We start from the raw sequence: 18,676 nt of genomic DNA on the forward strand, positions 1-18,676 counted from the left end.
CCAGACCGGGACTTGACGTGGACCGGGGATCTATGCGTAGACAACGTCTGCGCGCCCCCGCGCATTCCCGTCGGTCAGGTTAGGTCGAGAGCACCGCCTGCCGCTGCGGGAGAAGAGCGTGACGGATGCCGAGTCCCCCGGCATCCGGGATGTTCGCCGCCGGGTTCAGCCGAGCTTGCCGCGGCGGTCGTCGTCGCCGGGGCGCGAGGCGAGGAAGCGCTCGAGCTCCGCGGCGAGTTCGTCCGCGCTGGGCAGGTCGCCCGTGTGGATGATCGGGGTGGCCGAGGTGGAGCCGGCCATGTAGGCGTCGTAGCGCTCCTCGAGTCCCTCGAGCATGCGGGTCAGCTCGTCGCTGCCCTCGACCTGCTCGGTCACCTTGGCGATGAACTCGCGGTTCTCTTCGCGCAGCACCTCGCCGGAGAAGACGAGGCCGGTCGCCACAGTGAGGCTGTCGAGCCCGGCCAAGGCGGCGGCGGGGTACTCGGTGTCACCGAGGTAGTGCGGAACGAGCAGAGCGAAGCCGGCGACCTTGGCGCCCGCCTCGGCGAAGCGGTATTCGAGCAGGTGTCCGGCGGTGGAGGGCACCTGCGTGTGCGGACGCCAGACGGAGTGGGCCTCGGCGAGGTCGGGGCGCGTGCCGCTGACGGTGGTGCCGATGGGGCGCGTGTGCGGGACGGGCATGGGGATCGCGTGCACCCAGCTGACCGACGACACCTGCAGACCCGCCGACAGTTCGAGGACCGTCTCGGCGAAGGCCTCCCAGAGGAAGTCCGGCTCGTAGCCGGCGAGCAGGAGGAACGGGTGCCCCAGCGAGTCGTGCGCGAGTGACAGCTCGAGGCGCGCGGGGCGGTAGTCGGTCAGGTGGTCTTCGACGAAGGTGATGACCGGCCGACGCGCCCGGTAGTCGAGGAGGGCGTCGTTGTCGAAGACGAACACGGGGTTCGGCTGAAGGTCGTCTCGGAAGTACTCCACCAGACGAGACACGGCCCCGCCTGCGTCGGTGAACCCGGTGAGAGCGATCACGAGCGGCAGGCCCGACGGCACGGGCGGCGCCGCGGGGGCGCGGTCGTACAGCGGGACGGATGAGGGCATGCTTCCACTCTACGAGCGGTCGCGAATGCGTCGGCGGCGGTGCGTCCCGCTGCTAGCGAACACGGGCGAACCTAGGATGGATCCCATGCCGTTCCCCTCCGTGGCGTACACCTCCGCCCCCTCCCTCGAATCCGATGCCGACGCGATCCTCCTGATCGTCCCGACTGTTTCGGAAGGAGCGCCCGATCCGGACGGCTGGTCCGGACTGTTCGCCGCACTGTCGGCGGTGGGGTTCACGGGGGCGGCCGGCTCGTTCCAGCGCGTGCACGTTCCGGGTGTGTCGACCCCGGTCGCCGTCGCGGGCGCCGGCACCGACCCGAGCGAGGCCGCCCTGCGCGATGCCGCGGGCACGGGGCTGCGACAGCTCACCGGTTTCGCGCACGTCGCCGTGCAGTCGCTGGTCGCCTCGGCCTGGAAGCCGCTCGCCGAAGGAGCCGCTCTGGGCGGCTACCGGTTCGCCGACTACAAGAAGAAGTCCGCCAAGCCCCGCGCCACCCAGGTGACGGTCACGGGCACCGACGCCCCGTCCGACGCCGACATCGCGGCCGTTGCCGCCGTCTCGGGCGCCGTGGCCCTGGTGAAGGACCTCGTGACGACCCCCGCCGAGTGGCTCGGACCCGCCGACTTCGCCCACGCGGCCGTCGAGGCCGTGAAGGGCCTGCCGGTCGAGGTCGAGGTGCTCGACGAGAACGCTCTCCGCGAGGGCGGCTACGGCGGCATCCTCGGCGTCGGGCAGGGATCCGACCGCCCGCCGCGCATGGTGCGCCTCGACTACGCGCCGGCCGGCGCCGAGCGTCACGTCGCCCTCGTCGGCAAGGGCATCACGTTCGACACCGGTGGGCTGTCGCTGAAGCCGCCGGCGTCCATGGTCGGGATGAAGTACGACATGTGCGGAGCCGCCACGGTCCTCGCCGTGCTGAAGGCCGCCGCCGAGATGGAGCTGCCGGTCAAGGTCAGCGCCTGGCTGTGCATCGCCGACAACATGCCATCGGGTCGCGCGACGCGCCCGGGTGACGTTTTGCGCACCCTCGACGGCACCACCGTCGAGGTGCTCAACACCGACGCCGAGGGGCGCCTCGTGCTCGCCGACGGTCTCGCCGCGGCCAGCCGCGAGAACCCCGACCTCATCGTCGACGTGGCGACCCTCACGGGCGCCATCACCGTCGCCCTCGGCAACCGCCACACCGGCGTCATGGGCGAGGAAGCGGCCGTGGCCGAGTACCTCGCGGCGTCGGCGCGCACCGCCGAGCTCGCGTGGCAGTTGCCCCTGCCCGACCACATGGTCGACGACCTCGACTCCCCCATCGCCGACCTGCAGAACGCGAAGATCGGCGACCCCGCCGGTGGATCGCTGTTCGCGGGGCTCTTCCTCCGCCACTTCGTCGGTCGCGTGTCCGATGCGGCCGACGCGCCTCGCATCCCCTGGGTGCACCTCGACATCGCCGGCGTCGGCATGAACAAGGCGGCGCCCTTCGGGTACACCGACAAGGGCGTGACGGGCGCCACCGTGCGTTCGCTGGTGGAGATGATCTCCGCGGGCGGCGCGCGATGACCGACCACACCGCCGACGTCGTCATCCTGGGCGGCGGCAGCGGCGGCTACGCGGCGGCCCTGCGTCTCGCCGAACTCGGCAAAGACGTCGTGCTGGTCGAGAAGGACAAGCTCGGCGGCACATGCCTGCACCGGGGATGCATCCCGACCAAGGCGCTTCTGCACGCCGGTGAGGTGGCCGACGCCGCACGCGGCGCGGCGGACATCGGCGTCGACGTCACCTTCGGCGGTATCGACCCCGCGCGCGTGCGGTCGTACCGCGAAGGAATCGTCGCGAAGAAGTTCAAGGGCCTCGAGGGACTGATCTCGGCCCGCGGCATCCGTGTCGTGTCGGGAGAGGGCTCGCTCGAGGCCGGACCCGCCGTCCGTGTCGGCGACGACGTGTACCGCGGCACCGACGTGATCCTCGCGACGGGCTCGTACAGCCGCAGCCTTCCCGGCCTCGAGATCGGCGGACGCGTGCTCACCAGCGAGCAGGCCCTCGACCTCGACGTCATCCCCGACCGCGTCGTGGTGCTCGGCGGCGGCGTGATCGGCGTGGAGTTCGCGAGCGTCTGGCGTTCGTTCGGCGTCGACGTCACGATCGTCGAAGCCCTGCCGCACCTGCTGCCGGCCGAGGACGTCTCGTCGAGCAAGGCCCTCGAGCGCGCGTTCCGCAAGCGCGGCATCGCGTTCCAGCTCGGTCGCCGTTACGACACGCTCACCCAGACGGCCGACGCCGTGACGGTGACGCTCGACGACGGCAGCGAACTCGTCGCCGACTATGTGCTCGTCGCGGTCGGTCGCGGTCCGGTCACCGCCGGTCTCGGTTACGAGGAGGCCGGCCTCGTGCTCGACCGCGGCTTCGTGCAGACCGACGAGCGCCTGCGCACCGCCGCCCCGCACGTCTGGGCCGTCGGCGACATCGTCCCCGGACTCCAGCTGGCCCACCGCGGGTTCCAGCAGGGCATCTTCGTCGCGGAAGAGATCGCGGGGCTCTCCCCCGTGCTGGTCTCCGACGTCGACGTTCCGCGCGTCGCCTATTCGCACCCCGAGGTGGCCTCCGTCGGCCTCACCGAGGCGCAGGCTCAGGATCGTTACGGATCCGAGGCCGTGAAGGCGTACGAGTACAACCTCGCGGGCAACGGCCGCAGCGAGATCATCGGCACCTCGGGCATCGTCAAGATCGTCCGCCGCGTCGATGGCCCCGTCGTGGGCGCCCATCTCGTGGGCGACCGCGTAGGCGAGCTCATCTCGGAGGCCCAGCTCGCCGTGGGCTGGGAAGCGCATCCGGAAGACATCGCCCCGTTCATCCACGCACACCCCACGCAGAGCGAGGCGCTCGGCGAGGCCTTCCTGGCACTCGCGGGCAAGCCGCTGCACGCACTCTGACCACAAACCGGTCACTAAGCTAGATACCGCATCCGGTACGAAGGAGACATATTCATGAGCACTTCCGTCGTCCTCCCCGCTCTCGGGGAGAGCGTCACCGAGGGAACGGTCACCCGCTGGCTCAAGCAGGTCGGTGACACCGTCCAGGAGGACGAGGGTCTGCTGGAGATCTCGACCGACAAGGTCGACACCGAGATCCCCTCGCCCGTCTCGGGCGTGATCGAAGAGATCCTCGTGCAGGAAGACGAGACCGTCGAGGTCGGCGCCGTCCTGGCGAAGATCGGTGACGGCTCCGGCGCCGCCTCGTCCGACGACGCCCCGCAGGAGGCCCCGGCCGAGGAGCAGTCTGCTCCCGCCGCAGAGGCGGCCCCCGCAGAGGCCGCTCCCGAGCAGCCCGCCGCCGAGCAGCCCGCGGCCGAGTCGGCGCCCGCCGCGAGCGGCGACTCGACCGAGGTCAAGCTCCCCGAGCTCGGCGAGAGCGTGACCGAGGGCACCGTCACCCGCTGGCTGAAGGCCGTCGGCGACGACGTCGCCGTCGATGAGCCGCTGCTCGAGATCTCGACCGACAAGGTCGACACCGAGATCCCGTCGCCGGTCGCCGGCACGCTGCAGGAGATCCTCGTCCAGGAAGACGAGACCGTGAACGTCGGCGCCGCTCTGGCCCGCATCGGCAGCGGTGCCGCTCCGGCCGCGCAGCCCGAGGCGCCCGCCGCCCCGGCCGCCGAGGAGAAGCCGGCCGAGCAGCCCGCGCCCGCCGCGGAGGAGAAGCCGGCCGAGCAGCCCGCCCCCGCCGCCGAGGCGAAGCCCGCCGAGCAGAAGCCCGCCGAACAGCCCGCGCCCGCCGCGGCTCCGGCTGCCGCCGCTCCGGCCGCGTCGTCCAACGACGACGTGACCTACGTCACCCCGCTCGTGCGTCGGCTCGCTCAGCAGCAGGGCGTCGACCTGGCTTCGGTCAAGGGCAGCGGCGTCGGTGGACGCATCCGCAAGGAAGACGTGCTCAAGGCCGCCGAGGCCGCCAAGTCGGCTCCCGCCGCTGCGGCTCCCGCCGCGTCGGCCCCGGCCGCCCCCGCTCCCGTGGAGGTCTCGCCCCTGCGCGGCACGACGCAGAAGATGTCGCGTCTGCGCAAGGTCATCGCCGAGCGCGCCGTCGCGTCGATGCAGGCCACGGCCCAGCTGACGACCGTCGTCGAGGTCGACGTGACCAAGCTGTCGGCGCTGCGCGACCGCATGAAGGGCGAGTTCCAGCAGAAGACGGGCGACAAGCTCTCGTTCCTGCCGTTCTTCGCCATCGCCGCGATCGAGGGCCTCAAGGCCTACCCGATCATCAACTCGACGGTCGAGGGCGACGAGATCGTCTACCCGGCCCACGAGAACGTGTCGATCGCCGTCGACACCGAGCGCGGCCTGCTGACCCCGGTCGTCAAGGACGCCGGCGACAAGAACATCGCTCAACTGGCTCGCGAGATCGCCGATCTCGCCGCCCGCACGCGCGACAACAAGCTGAAGCCCGACGAGCTCGCCGGCGGCACCTTCACGCTGACCAACACCGGTTCGCGCGGCGCGCTGTTCGACACGCCCATCGTGTTCCTGCCGCAGTCGGCGATCCTCGGCCTCGGTGCCGTCGTGAAGAAGCCCGGTGTGGTCTCGGTCGACGGCAAGGACGCGATCTCGGTCCGTTCGTACGTCTACCTGGCCCTGTCGTACGACCACCGCATCATCGACGGTGCCGACGCCGCCCGCTTCCTGGGCACGGTCAAGGCCCGTCTCGAGGCGGCGCAGTTCGAGGGCGACCTCGGGATCTGATCCCACCGAGCACCAGCTCATGATGGCTGGTCCGCGACCGTTCTGACGGCGCGGACCAGCCATCGGTCTTTCTGGCGCACGAGCGTGACGTATTGCGTGCCGTCGGCGCTCTCGATCGAGACGACGGCCACTCCCCCGAAGTCGTCGATCAATGAGATCTGCCCCGCCGCGGCCATCGGCAGCAGGGGTTCGCGCGGGAACGACGAGTTTTCCTCGTGAGCCGCTACGCAGGCCGGTTCGTCCTGGCAGGCGTCGATCTCGCCGAACAGCGCGCGAGCGCCCTCGATCACGTCGTCGATGAGAGGAAGGCGTTCGTCGGTGGGCTCGGCCGTCGACAGCACGACGGTCGGGGTGGGCGTCGGCGAATCCGCCACGACCGACGTGGCGGTCGCCGACGCGGGCTGCTGCTCGCCCGTCGGGAGCAGAACTGCCAGGGTGACGGTGAGGACGGCCGCCGTCGCCGTACCGATCAGCGCCATACGCATCCGTGGCGAAGACCGCCACCGCGTGCGCAGCTCGGCGAGACTTTCACGGACGGCTTCGGCCAGATCAGCGTCGACGAGCCGCAGCGTCAGCGGCGATTCGCCCTCGTCCAAGCGAACGCCTGGAGACGGCGGAGCGACGTGCGCGGGGGTCAGCGGCCCCAGCACGAGCGGCTCGGGCGTCGCGTGCGCGAACAGCCGCCGTTCGAGGGCGTCCCACTCCCGCGGAGGTCTCGTGAGCACCGTCTCGTGCGCGCGGACCAAGAGGCCTCGCGTGTCGTCGTCTCCGGCGGCATCCGTCAATCGCTCCAGACACGACGCCGTCTCTTCGATGGGATCGCCTCCGGCTTCGTCGGGGATGGCCACGGGGCGCCCCTCCGCCGTGAGCCACCACGTGGTGCCCGCGATCCTCCCGACGACGGCGCGGCAGCCGCGCAGCAGCCCGACGGCGGCGGTCACGGCCTCGCCGGGGACGAGTGCGACGGCGCTGAGGGCGCGCCGCCGAAGGTAGGCGTCGAAGGATTCGACGAGGACGGATGCCGTGGCGGTGCTCATGCGCCGATGGTCGCCGACCTCCCCTCGGCCGCGCGGAGCCGCCCCCTCGATCCGTGGACGATCGGGCCGATTCGCGCACTGGGGAGGAAGAGTCCGCGTCGAAGATAGAATCGTCACCATGGCCGCTCGCACCACCACGCCCGAGAAGCGTCCGGGCTTCTTCTCGCAGCTGAAAACCCTGTACACCTTCACGCAGAAGGAGTACAAGTGGCTGCCCTTTTTGCTCGCCGGCATCGTGCTGGTGGGCATCGCCCTCGGCGTTCTCGTCGGCTTCCTGATCCCGCCGCTGGCGGTGTGGAGCGTCATCCTGTGGGCCGTCACCGGTCTGCTCGCCGGCATCCTGGCCGGCATGATCACGATGACCCGCCTGTCGACGACGGCCATGTACAAGAAGATCGACGGCATGCCCGGCGCGACCGGTCACGTGCTGTCGTCGTCGCTCGGCCGCAACTGGCAGGCCTCCGAGGCGCCCGTCGGCGTCAACCCGCGCACGCAGGAGGCGCTGTACCGCGCCATCGGCCGCGGGGGCGTCGTGCTGATCGGCGAGGGCAACCGCAGCCGCCTGACCCGCCTGGTCGGCGAAGAGCGCTCGCGCGTGCTGCGCGTGGCCGCCGGTGTGCCGGTCACGGTGCTCTACGTCGGTCACGGCGACGACGAGGTGCCGATCGCCAAGCTCGCCTCGACCATCAAGGCGCTGCCCAAGAAGGTCGACCGCTCCACGATGGCCGCCGTCATCAAGCGCGTGTCGTCGGTGTCGCAGGGCCTGTCGTCGCTGCCGATCCCCAAGGGCGTCGACCCCACCAAGATGCGCGCTCCGCGCCCGCGCTGACCCCCATACGATGACGGCCCCCGCTCAGGCGGGGGCCGTTTCGTGTCAGCTGCGGACGAGGATCGTTCCGACCGCCTTGTCGTGGAGGCCGCGCTGGTCGGAGTCGAAGACGACCGCGGGGATGATCAGGGCCAGAAGGATCGTGCGGACGATCGGGCGCCACAGGCCGACCCAGCCTCCGGATGCCAGCTCGAGGCGCATCCCCATGATCCGGTGCCCGGGGCTTCCGCCGATGAGCGGGATGAACAGGATCTGCACGGCGAAGAAGATCAGGTTGGTCGCGACGGGGTTCGCGAACGGCACTCCCGTGATTGGGTCGGGGGTGGAGAAGAAGGCGAACCCGATGAGTCCCGCGCTCGCCACGTCGATCAGGAGGGCGGCGATCCTCCGGCCCGGGCGCGCGATCGAGCCGCGTCCTTCGCGGGGAAGGCCGAGCCGTTGGCCCGGATAGTCGTTCTCTGCGGGGAGGGTCACGGCATCCAGCGTAATCGGGCCGACGTAACATCCCGGAAACACGCGAGATATGACCGGGACACCGGTTCTGGGTAGGGTCGAGGAGGCTGGCCGAGGCCGGCATGATCCCGAATGTTCTACCTCTGGAGTCTTCATGTTCAAAGATTCGTCCGAGGTGCTCAAGTTCATCCAGGACGAGGACGTCAAGTTCCTCGACATCCGTTTCACGGATCTTCCTGGTGTGCAGCAGCACTTCAACATCCCCGCCTCGACCGTCGACGAGGAGTTCTTCACCGTCGGACAGCTGTTCGATGGCTCGTCGATCCGCGGGTTCGCGAACATCCACGAGTCGGACATGCAGCTGATCCCCGACGTGACGACCGCGTACGTCGATCAGTTCCGCGAGGCCAAGACCCTCGTCATGATCTTCGACATCTACAACCCCCGCAACGGTGAGATCTACGGCAAGGACCCGCGTCAGGTCGCCAAGAAGGCCGAGAAGTACCTCGCCTCCACCGGCATCGCCGACACCGCGTTCTTCGCCCCCGAGGCCGAGTTCTACATCTTCGACGACGTCCGCTACGAGGTGAAGCAGAACTCGAGCTTCTACTCGGTCGACTCCGAAGAAGGCGCCTGGAACACCGGTCGCGAAGAAGAAGGCGGAAACCTCGCCAACAAGACCCCCTACAAGGGCGGCTACTTCCCCGTCTCGCCGGTCGACAAGACCGCCGACCTGCGCGACGACATCACCCTCAAGCTGATCGAGGCGGGCTTCGCGCTCGAGCGTTCGCACCACGAGGTCGGTACCGGTGGTCAGCAGGAGATCAACTACCGCTTCGACACGATGCTGCACGCGGCCGACGACATCCTGAAGTTCAAGTACATCGTCAAGAACACCTGCGAGCAGTGGGGCAAGGTCGCGACCTTCATGCCCAAGCCGCTCTTCGGCGACAACGGCTCCGGCATGCACACGCACCAGTCGCTGTGGAACGACGGCAAGCCGCTGTTCTACGACGAGACCGGCTACGGCGGACTCTCCGACGTCGCCCGCTGGTACATCGGTGGTCTGCTGGCGCACGCGCCCGCCGTCCTCGCCTTCACCAACCCGACCCTCAACAGCTACCACCGTCTGGTGAAGGGCTTCGAGGCGCCGGTCAACCTGGTGTACTCGGCCGGTAACCGCTCCGCGGCCATCCGCATCCCGATCACGGGTACCAACCCCAAGGCCAAGCGCATCGAGTTCCGCGCTCCCGACGCCTCGGGCAACCCGTACCTCGCGTTCGCGGCGCAGCTCATGGCCGGCATCGACGGCATCAAGAACCGCATCGAGCCGCACGAGCCCGTCGACAAGGACCTCTACGAGCTCCCCGCCGAAGAGGCCAGGAACATCCCGCAGGTTCCGAACTCGCTGCTCGACTCGCTCGAGGCTCTGCGCGCCGACCACGAGTTCCTGCTCGCCGGTGGCGTCTTCACGCAGGAGCTCATCGACACCTGGATCGAGTACAAGATCGAGAACGAGATCCAGCCGATCGCCCAGCGCCCGCACCCCTTCGAGTACGAGCTGTACTTCGGGGTCTGATCGCCCGATCATCCACGTCGACGCCCGTCCCCGCCGTTTCGCGGGGGCGGGCGTCGCCGCGTTCGGCGGGGGTGTCTTCACACGCGCGTCACCGGACGCTCCCCTCGCACGCGCCGGTTGCTCGGCACTCGATTCCGGATGCCGTTCCGCGCGCACTCGACGGTGACGCCGCACGCCGCCCGGTTCAGACCGCGCAGCGTCGCAGGGTGTCGCGACTGACACCGGTCAGCTCGCTGACGGCCCGCTGGCTCAGCTGACCGTCGCGCAGCAGCGCCTCGGCGGCCGCGCGACGTCGTGCGGGCGGCAGGGCCGCGAACCTCTCCTGCGTGACCGTGCGCAGCGCCCGGGCCCCGGGCACGGTGGTCGTCGCGGCGAAGCGGCGCGCGCGTTCGATCCCGCGCACGAGCGCGCGGGGCGTTTCACCGAGGCTGAGCGCGGCGAGAATCCTGGCTTCGCGCGGGTCGAGTCCGTCGACCTCGGTGTGCAGGAGTTCGGCGATCGCGTCGACCGAGGGAAGTTCGACGGTGATGATGTGGTCGGTCGGGGGCACGGCATCCGGAACCGTTGTCTCGACCAGGGTCAGGCATCCCCGCGGGATGGCGGCCAGAAGACTCGCCACGGCGGACGGCTCGCGCCCGTGGGCGTTCAGCAGTGCGACGGTCATGCCGGGGCCCACCTCGTGCCGTACCCCGTCGACGAGCTGATCGACCGCCTCGTCGCCGTCGAGGTCGACCGTCGCGAGCGGGCGGGCGCGACGGTGCGCCGTCCAGCGGATCAGGGTGGACTTGCCGGTTCCGGGGTCGCCGACCACGCTGATGGTCCCGTCGGCTCGCGCGGGCGCGTCGGCTCCGCCGAGGGGTCTTAGGCCCGCGGGAACGACCCCCTCGATCCGGATGCCGCGGCGCGGGCCACGACCGGCGGCAGCGCGACGCGGGGTGGGGCGGGTGCGGGCGAGGATCCGCGCGATCACCTCGCTCGCGCCGTCGCTGTCGTGACCGGCGATCTGCTCGAGAGTGGCGACCGCCGAGGGCCCGGGGCTCGCGAGAGCGAGCTCGATGATCTCGGCCAGGTCGTCAGCGGCCAGGCGGACCTGCCGACGACCGCGCGGCGCGGAACGAACGGTGCGGGGCACCGCGGGAACAGAGGACATGGAGGTCTCCCGACGCTGATCGACACGGAACCGGCCATCGGGCGACGGCCGTCGAGCCGCGGAGGGGCGGCTGCGTGTCGGATCAGGTACGGGAGACGGAGGAGAGGGAGAGGGGATGCCGCGGCGGGGGCGCGTCGGGGACGTCGACCGAACGCGGTCCGCGCCGGGTGACGAACGGCACCACGGCGACCGCGGCGGCCAGAGCGAGCACGAGGACCGTGGTGCCGTCAGCGGTCGAGGTGTGCACGGCATCCGCCTCGACGGGAGGGACGAGATCGACCGCCGGTGCGCCGTCCGAGTCGGCGTGCGCCAACGACCCCACGGTGACGGCCGCGTGGGCCGTGCCTTCGTGATCGCCGGCATCGACATCCACGTGCGTGGTCGCCCACGCGCTGCACAGCAGGAACAGCGCGAGCAGCAGCCGCACCGCGCGCTCGACGGCGCGCCGGCCGGGGGGAGGCGAGGCGGCGGGGGTCATCGCTGCGAGCCTACGGACGGCTCCCCCGCACCGAGCCGAAGTGGACGAGTGGCAACCGATCGGACACCTGATCTTCACCTGTGCGCGGGGCTGAGGTGCCCTCACGTCGATGGTCTGGAACAGCGGTCGACGACCGCCTCGACAGGACGAAGGACTCCCCCATGGACTCACGCACTTCTCGACGCCTCAGAACGGCCGCCGCCGCGGTCGCGGTGGCGCTGACCGCCTCGACCTCGGTGGCGATGCTCGCCGCCCCCGCCCTCGCGGCGACCCCCGGCGACGTGGCCGAGCACGGCGGCGCCACGCGCAACGACGGCGACATGACCGACGCGCTGCGCGAGTCGGTCGTCGACGGCCCCGCCAAGAACGTCATCCTGCTCATCGGCGATGGCATGGGCGACTCCGAGATCACGGTCGCCCGCAACTACGCCGAGGGTGCGGGCGGGCGCTTCGCCGGTATCGACGCGCTGCCGCTGACGGGTCAGTACACGACCTACTCGGTGAACGAGCAGGGTCAGCCCAACTACGCCTCGGAGTCGGCCTCGACGGCCAGCGCCTGGTCGACCGGCACCAAGACCGTCAACGGTCGCCTCAGCGTCGACTTCCAGAACAAGCCGCAGTCCACCCTGCTCGAGATCGCGAAAGCGAACGGATTGAAGACGGGCAACGTCTCGACCGCCGAGATCCAGGACGCGACCCCCGGCGCGGAGATCGCGCACATCTCGGCGCGCGGCTGCTACGGCCCCGAGCAGACCACTGAGAAGTGCTCGTCGGAGGCTCTCGAGAACGGCGGCCTCGGCTCGATCAGCGAGCAGCTGCTGAACGTGCGCCCCGACGTCACCCTGGGTGGCGGCGCGGCGAGCTTCTCGCAGACCGCCGCGGCCGGCGCCTGGAAGGGCGAGACGCTGTTCGCCCAGGCCGAGGACCGCGGCTACACCCTCGTCGATGACGCCGCCGGCCTCGACGCGGTCACCGGGGCCGACGCCGACCAGCCGCTGCTCGGCCTGTTCAGCGAGGGCAACTTCCCGGTGCGGTGGAACGGGCCCGAGGCCACCGACCTCACCGCGGGCGGCGACCTGCCCGAGGCCGTGTCGTGCACCGAGAACCCCGAGCGTCTCGCGAGCGGACTGTCGCTGGCATCCCTGACCTCGAAGGCGATCGACCTGCTCGACGGTGACGAGGGCTTCTTCCTGCAGGTCGAGGGCGCGAGCATCGACAAGCAGGATCACGCCGCCAACGCGTGCGGCCAGATCGGTGAGACCGTCGACCTCGACGAGGCCGTGCAGGTCGCGATGGACTTCGCGCGCACCCAGGGCGACACCCTCGTCGTCGTGACCGCCGACCACGCCCACACCAGCCAGATCGTCGGTTCGGCCATCCCCGGTCTGAACACGCACCTGTTGACCGCCGACGGCCAGCCGATGATCGTCGCCTACGGCACCTCGCCCGAGGGTGGCTCGCAGCAGCACACCGGAGCGCAGGTGCGCATCGCGGGCTACGGTCCGGGCGCGGCCAACGTGGTGGGCCTGACCGATCAGACCGACCTGTTCTTCACCGCCGCGAACGGTCTCGCGCTCGAGCAGAACCTCGCCGCGCTGAGCGCCGAGGCGACCGTGTCGGTTCCGTCGGAGGTGCGCCCCGGCGACACCTTCATCGTGGCGGCCGACGGTTTCGCGGCCGACTGGCAGCTCACGGGTGGGGTGGCGGATGCCGCGGACCTCGGCCAGCGCGATGCGCTGCGGGGATCGGCCCGGTTCGAGGCGACGGCACCTGACGCCGAGGGCACGTACGAGATCACGGTCCGCGGAACGCAGACCGGCACGACCAAGACCACCTCGGTCACGGTGTCGGAGGCCGCGGCTCCGGCCCCGACCACGGCTCCCACGACGGCCCCCACGCCTGAGCCCTCGCAGTCTGCGGGCGCCGGTGCCGGTGCCGGCACGGGCGCCGGTCAGGGCGGCAACGGATCGCCCCTCGCCACGACGGGTGCGGCCCTGCCGATCGGTGCCGCGGTGCTCGCGGCGGGTCTGCTCGCGGTCGGCGCGTACCTGCGTTCGCGTCGTCGTCGCCACACCGAGTTCGTCTGAGCTTTTCCTGCTCGACGCCCGTCCTCGCCTTCGCGGTGAGGGCGGGCGTCGCGTCGTCGTGTCAGCTCTCAGCCGGCGCGCGCCGCGCGCTTCTGCTCCTGGAACACCCGGATCGCCTCGTAGCGCTCCGCCGACCGGGCCTGCCGTTTGGCGGCCTCCTCCTCACGCGCCTTCGGAGGGGCAGCGGTGACGAGGTCGTCGAGCAGAAGCCGGACGGATGCCGAGATCTCGGCGACGGCGCGATCGAAGACCTCTTGATTGGCCCGTGACGGTTTCGTCGTGCCCACGATCTTGCGCACGAACTGGAGCGCGGCGTCGTGGCACTCGGCATCCGTCGCCGGAGGCTCGAAGTTGTGCAGGGGGACGATGTTGCGGCACATGCCCGCCAGGGTAGGCCCGTCCGCGCCTGATGGCCAGTGTCGCCGGCCCGATGCAGACCGGCCGGGTTCCCGGCATCCGCACAGGCGCCCCTCCGCCGCGATGTCGGAGGTCCGCGCAAGGATGGGAGCATGCAGGACTCCCCCTACGCCTCGCGACCGTGGTCGACCTCCTACGCCGAGGGGGTGCCGCTCGACATCGACGCGCCGTCGCAGACGCTGCCCGAGATGCTTGCCGCGAGCGTTGCCGCGTACGGCAAGAAGACCGCGCTCGAGTTCTTCGGCGCGACGACGACCTACCGCGAACTGGGTGACCAGGTGTCGCGTGCGGCCGAGGGGCTGCGCCGGCTCGGCGTGCGCGCGGGTGATCGCGTCGCGCTCATCCTGCCGAACAGCCCGCAGCACGTCGTGGCGTTCTACGCGGCGCTGCGGCTCGGCGCGATCGTGATCGAGCACAACCCGCTCTACACGCCGCGCGAGCTGCGTCACCAGTTCGAAGACCACGGCGCGCGGTTCGCGATAGTGTGGGACAAGATCGCCGACACCGTCGCGGAGTTCCCCTGCGACCTCGCGCTCGAGCACATCGTCAGCGTCGACATCACCGCCTCCCTTCCGCTCGGAAAACGCCTCGCCCTGCGCCTGCCGGTCGCCAAGGCGCGCGCTGCGCGTGCGCAGCTCACGGCCGCGCCCACCTCGAAGCGCCCGACAGCGTGGGCGAAGCTGCTCACGCGGGGCACGCTCTCGCGCAAGCATCGGGGTCCGCAGCTCGACGACATCGCCCTGCTGCAGTACACCAGCGGCACGACGGGCACGCCGAAGGGTGCCGTGCTCACCCACGCCAACCTGCGCGCGAACGCGATGCAGGGGCGCGCCTGGGTTCCGGGGCTGCATGACGGCGAAGAGACGTTCTACGGCGTGCTGCCGCTGTTCCACGCCTACGGGCTCACCCTGTGCCTGACCTTCGCGATGAGCATCGGCGCGAAGCTCGTGCTGTTCCCGAAGTACGACCTCGAGCTGGTGGCCGCCGCGGCGAAGAAGAGCCCGCCGACGTTCCTGCCGGCCGTTCCGCCGATCTACGACCAGCTCGCCCGCGCCGCCGCCCGCGGCACGATCGACCTCACCAGCGTGCGCTTCGCCATCTCGGGGGCCATGAGTCTTCCGGTCGCGACCGTCGACCGGTGGGAGGCCGCGACCGGTGGCCTGCTCGTCGAGGGATACGGCATGACCGAGTCGTCTCCGGTGGCGCTGGGCAACCCCATCGGGCCGTCACGTCGTCCAGGCACCGTGGGCGTGCCGTTCCCGAGCACCGACATCCGCGTGGTCGACCCCGAAGACCCGTCCGTCGACCTACCGCTCGGTGAGGCCGGTGAGTTGCTTCTGCGCGGACCCCAGGTCTTCCAGGGGTACTGGAACCGACCGGGCGACACCGCCGAGACCCTGTTGCGGGGCGGATGGCTGCGCACGGGCGACATCGCGACCGTCTCGACCGACGGCTTCGTCACCATCGTGGACCGCTTGAAAGAGATCATCATCACGGGTGGCTTCAACGTCTCGCCGAGCGAGGTCGAAGACGTGCTCACCTCGCACCCCGACATCGCCGGTGCCGCTGTGGTCGCGCTGCCGAAGTCGCAGGGCGGAGAAGACGTCGCAGCCGCCATCGTGCTGCGCGACGGCGTGGAGCTCGAGCCCGAAGCGATCCGCGATTTCTGCAAGACGCGCCTGGCCGCCTACAAGGTGCCGCGGCGGGTCATCGTGGTCGACGACCTGCCCCGCTCGTTGATCGGCAAGGTCCTGCGGCGCGAGGTGCGCGAGCGTCTGATGAAGTGAGGTCGAGGTCGGCGGATGCCACGCATGCGGCATCGGCCGATCTCACCCGTAGAAGAGCTTGTCGAACACGCGGCGTGCCCGGCGGGTGGCGCCGAGGTAGTCCTCTTCGACCTGCGTCGCCGAGCGCGGCGCGTATTCGAGAATGCGGCCGATGCCGTCGAGCTTTCCGCGGTCGACCGGCAGCACGTCGCTCGTCTGGCCCGAAAGAAGGGTGTTCGCCGAGCGCAGGCGACTGGCCAGGTGCCAGGCCGCGGCGAGCTTGTCGGCGGCGTCGTGCTCGATGATGCCCGCGTCGGCCGCCGCGCTCAGCGCGTCGAGCGTCGAGGTCGTGCGCATGCCCGGAACCGCGCGCGCGTGCTGCAGCTGCAACAACTGCACGAGCCACTCGACGTCGCTGAGCGACCCCGGGCCGAGCTTGAGGTGACGCGCGGGGTCGGCGCCCTGCGGCAGTCGTTCGTTCTCGACCCGGGCCTTGATGCGGCGGATCTCGCGCAGCCCGTTCTGGTCGGCGGTGACCGGGTAGCGTACCTCGTCGGCCAGCTCCATGAACGCGGTGATCAGCTTCACGCTTCCGGCGACACCGCGCGCCCGCAGCAGTGCCTGGGCCTCCCACGACAGCGACCAGCGCCGGTAGTACTCGGCGTATGCGTCGAGCGAGCGCGCTAGGGGGCCGCTGCGACCCTCGGGTCGGAGCTCGGCATCGAGATCGAGCGGCAGACGGTGGTCTTCCGACTGCTCGCGCACGCCCGCGACGATCTTGAGGGCCAACTGGCTCGCGCGCTGCGGGTCGACGCCGTTCGCCCGGTAGACGTACATCACGTCGGCATCCGACCCGAAGCCGAGCTCGCGACCGCCGAAGCGTCCCATCGCGATGATCGCGAAGTCGAGGTCGTCGTCTTCCGGGGGCACCACCACGCGCCGGACGGCCCGCAGGGTCGCCTGGATCGTGACCTCGGTGATCGTGCTGAGCGCATCCGACAGCTCTTCGAGCGACACCGTGCCCAGCACCGCCGCCATCGCGACGCGGAGCATCTCGCGACGTCGCAGCGCACGTACCGACCGCATCGCGTCGTCGATGTTCTGCCAGCGCGTCTGGATCGCGCGCGCCTCTTCTTCGAGCGCTTTGCCCGAGCGCGGGCGCAACAGCGCGTCGTCGTCGAGCCACGCGACCGACTCGGGGATCCACTCCATCAGCTCGCCGATGTAGCGCGAGCCCGAGAGCACCCGCGTGAGGCTCTCGGCCGCGCCGGCGGAGTCGCGCAGCATCCGCAGGAACCACGGGGTGTTGCCGAGGCGCTCGCTGATGCGACGGAAGACCAGCAACCCGTAGTCGGGATCGACCCCGTCGGCGAACCATCGGATCATGATCGGCATGAGGTGCCGCTGGATGGTCGACTTGCGGCTCAGTCCGCTGGTGAGGGCGGCGATGTGGCGCAGAGCGCCGGCCGGGTCGCGAAAGCCGATCGCGGCGAGGCGATCGCGGGCCTGCGCGGTCGACAACGTGCGCTCGCCCTCGGGAAGGGCGGCCACCGCCGACAGCAGCGGGCGGTAGAACAGGCGCACGTGGATGTCGCGCACCTCGCGCTTGATGCCCTCCCACACGGCCTGCACTCCGGATGCCGAGTCGGCCAGCCGCGACGCACGCGCGAGCACCCGCAGGTCGTCGTCTTTTTCAGGCAGCAGCGCCGTGCGGCGCAGGCCGCGCAGCTGCAGACGGTGCTCGAGCAGGCGGAGCAGGCGGTAGTCGCGGCCGAAGGCCTCGGCCTCGGTGCGGCCGATGTACCCCTCGGCGACCAGCGCGTCAAGGGCTTCGAGCGTGCCGCGTTGTCGGATGCGTTCATCGGTCAAGCCGTGCACGAGCTGCAGCAGCTGCACGGTGAACTCGACGTCGCGGATGCCGCCGGGCCCGAGCTTCAACTGACGGTTGACCTCGGTCGCGGGGATGTTGTCGGTGACGCGCTCGCGCATGCGCTGGACGCCCTCGACGAAGTTCTCGCGCTCCGCGCTGTGCCACACCAGGGGTTGCATCGCGGAGACGTACTCGGCGCCGAGCGTCGCGTCGCCCGCGATCGCCCGGGCCTTCAGCAGTGCCTGGAACTCCCAGCTCTTCGCCCAGCGCGCGTAGTACTGCTCGTGCGAGGCGAGGCTGCGCACCAGGGCGCCCTGCTTGCCCTCGGGGCGCAGGTTCGCGTCGACCTCCCAGAGCGGAGGCTCGATCTCGGCGCCGGAGATGCCGCGCATCGTCTGCACGGCGAGGCGTGTACCGATATCGATGGCACGGGCTTCGGACACCACCTCTTCGTCGGCCGAACCGCCGACGAAGATCACGTCGACGTCGCTGACGTAGTTGAGCTCGCGCGCGCCGGTCTTACCCATCGCGATGATCGCGAAGCGCGTTGCTTCGACCTGCTCGCGCGGGAACGCGCCGGGCCCCGCGCCGCTCACCCGCGCACGCGCGACACTGAGCGACGCCTCCAGGGCCGCCCCCGCGAGGTCGGCGAGGGCCGACGACACGACGCTGATCGCGCCGGCCGGGTCGTCTTGGCCGAGGTCGTACGCCGCGATGCGGGCCAGCAAGCGCCGATAGCGCACGCGTAGCGCCACCCACGCGGCATCCGTCGCGTCTTCCGCGAACCCGTCGACATCGTGCACGGATGCCAGAAGCTCGGCGCGCATCGTCTTCTCGTCGGGCACGGTGAGCCCGGCACCCGAGAGGTGCACCAGCTCATCGGGATGACGCAGGTAGAACTCCGCGAACCCGTCGGACGCGCCCACCAGATCCCAGAGGGCACGCCACGCGCCGGCGTCAGTTGAGACCGCGCGAACGGCCTCCCTGTCGCGCCGGGCGACCTGCAGGATCGCCAGCACCGCCCGATCGGGGTCGGCCACGCGCTGCGCGAGCGCCATGGCATCCGCCCGCTCCACACCGAGCTGCTCCTCGAGCTCGCCGAGCAGGGAATCTGCTTCGGCGAGCCGCGAGAAGCCGGTGCGGGCGAGCGCGGTGAGCGCGGTCGACCGATCGCCCGAGGTCATGGACCCTCC

14 protein-coding genes are annotated in these 18,676 nt (G+C 70.6%); 7 read left to right on the forward strand and 7 right to left on the reverse strand.

Annotated features, from left to right (window positions below; all coding sequences use genetic code 11):
• Positions 1–165: 165 nt before the first annotated feature.
• Positions 166–1,092 (reverse strand): proteasome assembly chaperone family protein, encoded by a 927-nt coding sequence (locus tag RWH43_RS14450; RefSeq protein WP_144833574.1) that lies wholly within the window; start codon positions 1,090–1,092, stop codon positions 166–168.
• 85 nt (positions 1,093–1,177) lie between these two features.
• Between RWH43_RS14450 and RWH43_RS14455 the strand changes: the two genes are divergently transcribed.
• Genes RWH43_RS14455 through sucB form a run of 3 tightly spaced genes read left to right on the forward strand, consistent with a single transcriptional unit; the run spans position 1,178 to position 5,817 of the window.
• Positions 1,178–2,644 (forward strand): leucyl aminopeptidase, encoded by a 1,467-nt coding sequence (locus RWH43_RS14455; protein ID WP_144833576.1) that lies wholly within the window; start codon positions 1,178–1,180, stop codon positions 2,642–2,644.
• Entirely contained in the window at positions 2,641–4,014 is a 1,374-nt protein-coding gene (gene lpdA / locus RWH43_RS14460) for a dihydrolipoyl dehydrogenase (protein ID WP_144833578.1), read from the forward strand. Before RWH43_RS14455 ends, lpdA begins: the two co-directional genes overlap by 4 nt.
• Before the next feature lie 54 nt (positions 4,015–4,068).
• The gene (gene sucB / locus RWH43_RS14465) at positions 4,069–5,817 is read left to right on the forward strand and encodes a 2-oxoglutarate dehydrogenase, E2 component, dihydrolipoamide succinyltransferase (protein WP_144833580.1); all 1,749 of its coding nucleotides are present in this window, start codon (positions 4,069–4,071) and stop codon (positions 5,815–5,817) included.
• A gap of 17 nt (positions 5,818–5,834) precedes the next feature.
• Here sucB and RWH43_RS14470 read toward each other — a convergent pair whose 3' ends face one another.
• Positions 5,835–6,854, reverse strand: coding sequence for a hypothetical protein (locus RWH43_RS14470; RefSeq protein WP_144833583.1), 1,020 nt, complete (start codon positions 6,852–6,854; stop codon positions 5,835–5,837).
• Between the two features lie 118 nt (positions 6,855–6,972).
• Between RWH43_RS14470 and RWH43_RS14475 the strand changes: the two genes are divergently transcribed.
• Positions 6,973–7,683, forward strand: coding sequence for a DUF4191 domain-containing protein (locus tag RWH43_RS14475; RefSeq protein ID WP_144833585.1), 711 nt, complete (start codon positions 6,973–6,975; stop codon positions 7,681–7,683).
• Positions 7,684–7,728: 45 nt separating this feature from the next.
• Here RWH43_RS14475 and RWH43_RS14480 read toward each other — a convergent pair whose 3' ends face one another.
• Positions 7,729–8,157: an RDD family protein gene (locus RWH43_RS14480; protein WP_260979750.1), complete on the reverse strand. Its 429-nt coding sequence runs from the start codon at positions 8,155–8,157 to the stop codon at positions 7,729–7,731.
• A gap of 133 nt (positions 8,158–8,290) precedes the next feature.
• Here RWH43_RS14480 and glnA point away from each other — a divergent pair, with 133 nt between their 5' ends.
• Positions 8,291–9,715: a type I glutamate--ammonia ligase gene (gene glnA / locus RWH43_RS14485; RefSeq protein WP_144833586.1), complete on the forward strand. Its 1,425-nt coding sequence runs from the start codon at positions 8,291–8,293 to the stop codon at positions 9,713–9,715.
• A 184-nt stretch (positions 9,716–9,899) separates the two neighbouring features.
• On the opposite strand, the gene RWH43_RS14490 is transcribed toward glnA, so the two are convergent.
• Positions 9,900–10,865: a hypothetical protein gene (locus RWH43_RS14490; RefSeq protein WP_316001803.1), complete on the reverse strand. Its 966-nt coding sequence runs from the start codon at positions 10,863–10,865 to the stop codon at positions 9,900–9,902.
• A gap of 82 nt (positions 10,866–10,947) precedes the next feature.
• Entirely contained in the window at positions 10,948–11,343 is a 396-nt protein-coding gene (locus RWH43_RS14495; protein ID WP_154096619.1) for a hypothetical protein, read from the reverse strand.
• 161 nt (positions 11,344–11,504) lie between these two features.
• On the opposite strand from RWH43_RS14495, the gene phoA reads away from it, so the two are divergent.
• The gene (gene phoA, locus RWH43_RS14500) at positions 11,505–13,430 is read left to right on the forward strand and encodes an alkaline phosphatase (protein ID WP_316001804.1); all 1,926 of its coding nucleotides are present in this window, start codon (positions 11,505–11,507) and stop codon (positions 13,428–13,430) included.
• 68 nt (positions 13,431–13,498) lie between these two features.
• On the opposite strand, the gene RWH43_RS14505 is transcribed toward phoA, so the two are convergent.
• Positions 13,499–13,810 (reverse strand): DUF2277 domain-containing protein, encoded by a 312-nt coding sequence (locus RWH43_RS14505; protein ID WP_316001805.1) that lies wholly within the window; start codon positions 13,808–13,810, stop codon positions 13,499–13,501.
• A 129-nt stretch (positions 13,811–13,939) separates the two neighbouring features.
• Between RWH43_RS14505 and RWH43_RS14510 the strand changes: the two genes are divergently transcribed.
• On the forward strand, positions 13,940–15,634 hold the full coding sequence (locus RWH43_RS14510) for a long-chain-fatty-acid--CoA ligase (protein WP_316001806.1): 1,695 nt from the start codon (positions 13,940–13,942) through the stop codon (positions 15,632–15,634).
• A 42-nt stretch (positions 15,635–15,676) separates the two neighbouring features.
• Here the strand turns inward: RWH43_RS14510 and RWH43_RS14515 are convergent, their stop codons facing one another.
• The gene (locus RWH43_RS14515) at positions 15,677–18,667 is read right to left on the reverse strand and encodes a bifunctional [glutamine synthetase] adenylyltransferase/[glutamine synthetase]-adenylyl-L-tyrosine phosphorylase (protein WP_316001807.1); all 2,991 of its coding nucleotides are present in this window, start codon (positions 18,665–18,667) and stop codon (positions 15,677–15,679) included.
• Positions 18,668–18,676: the final 9 nt, after the last annotated feature.

The sequence above is a fragment of the Microbacterium algihabitans genome (assembly GCF_032464975.1).
GTDB lineage: Bacteria > Actinomycetota > Actinomycetes > Actinomycetales > Microbacteriaceae > Microbacterium > Microbacterium algihabitans.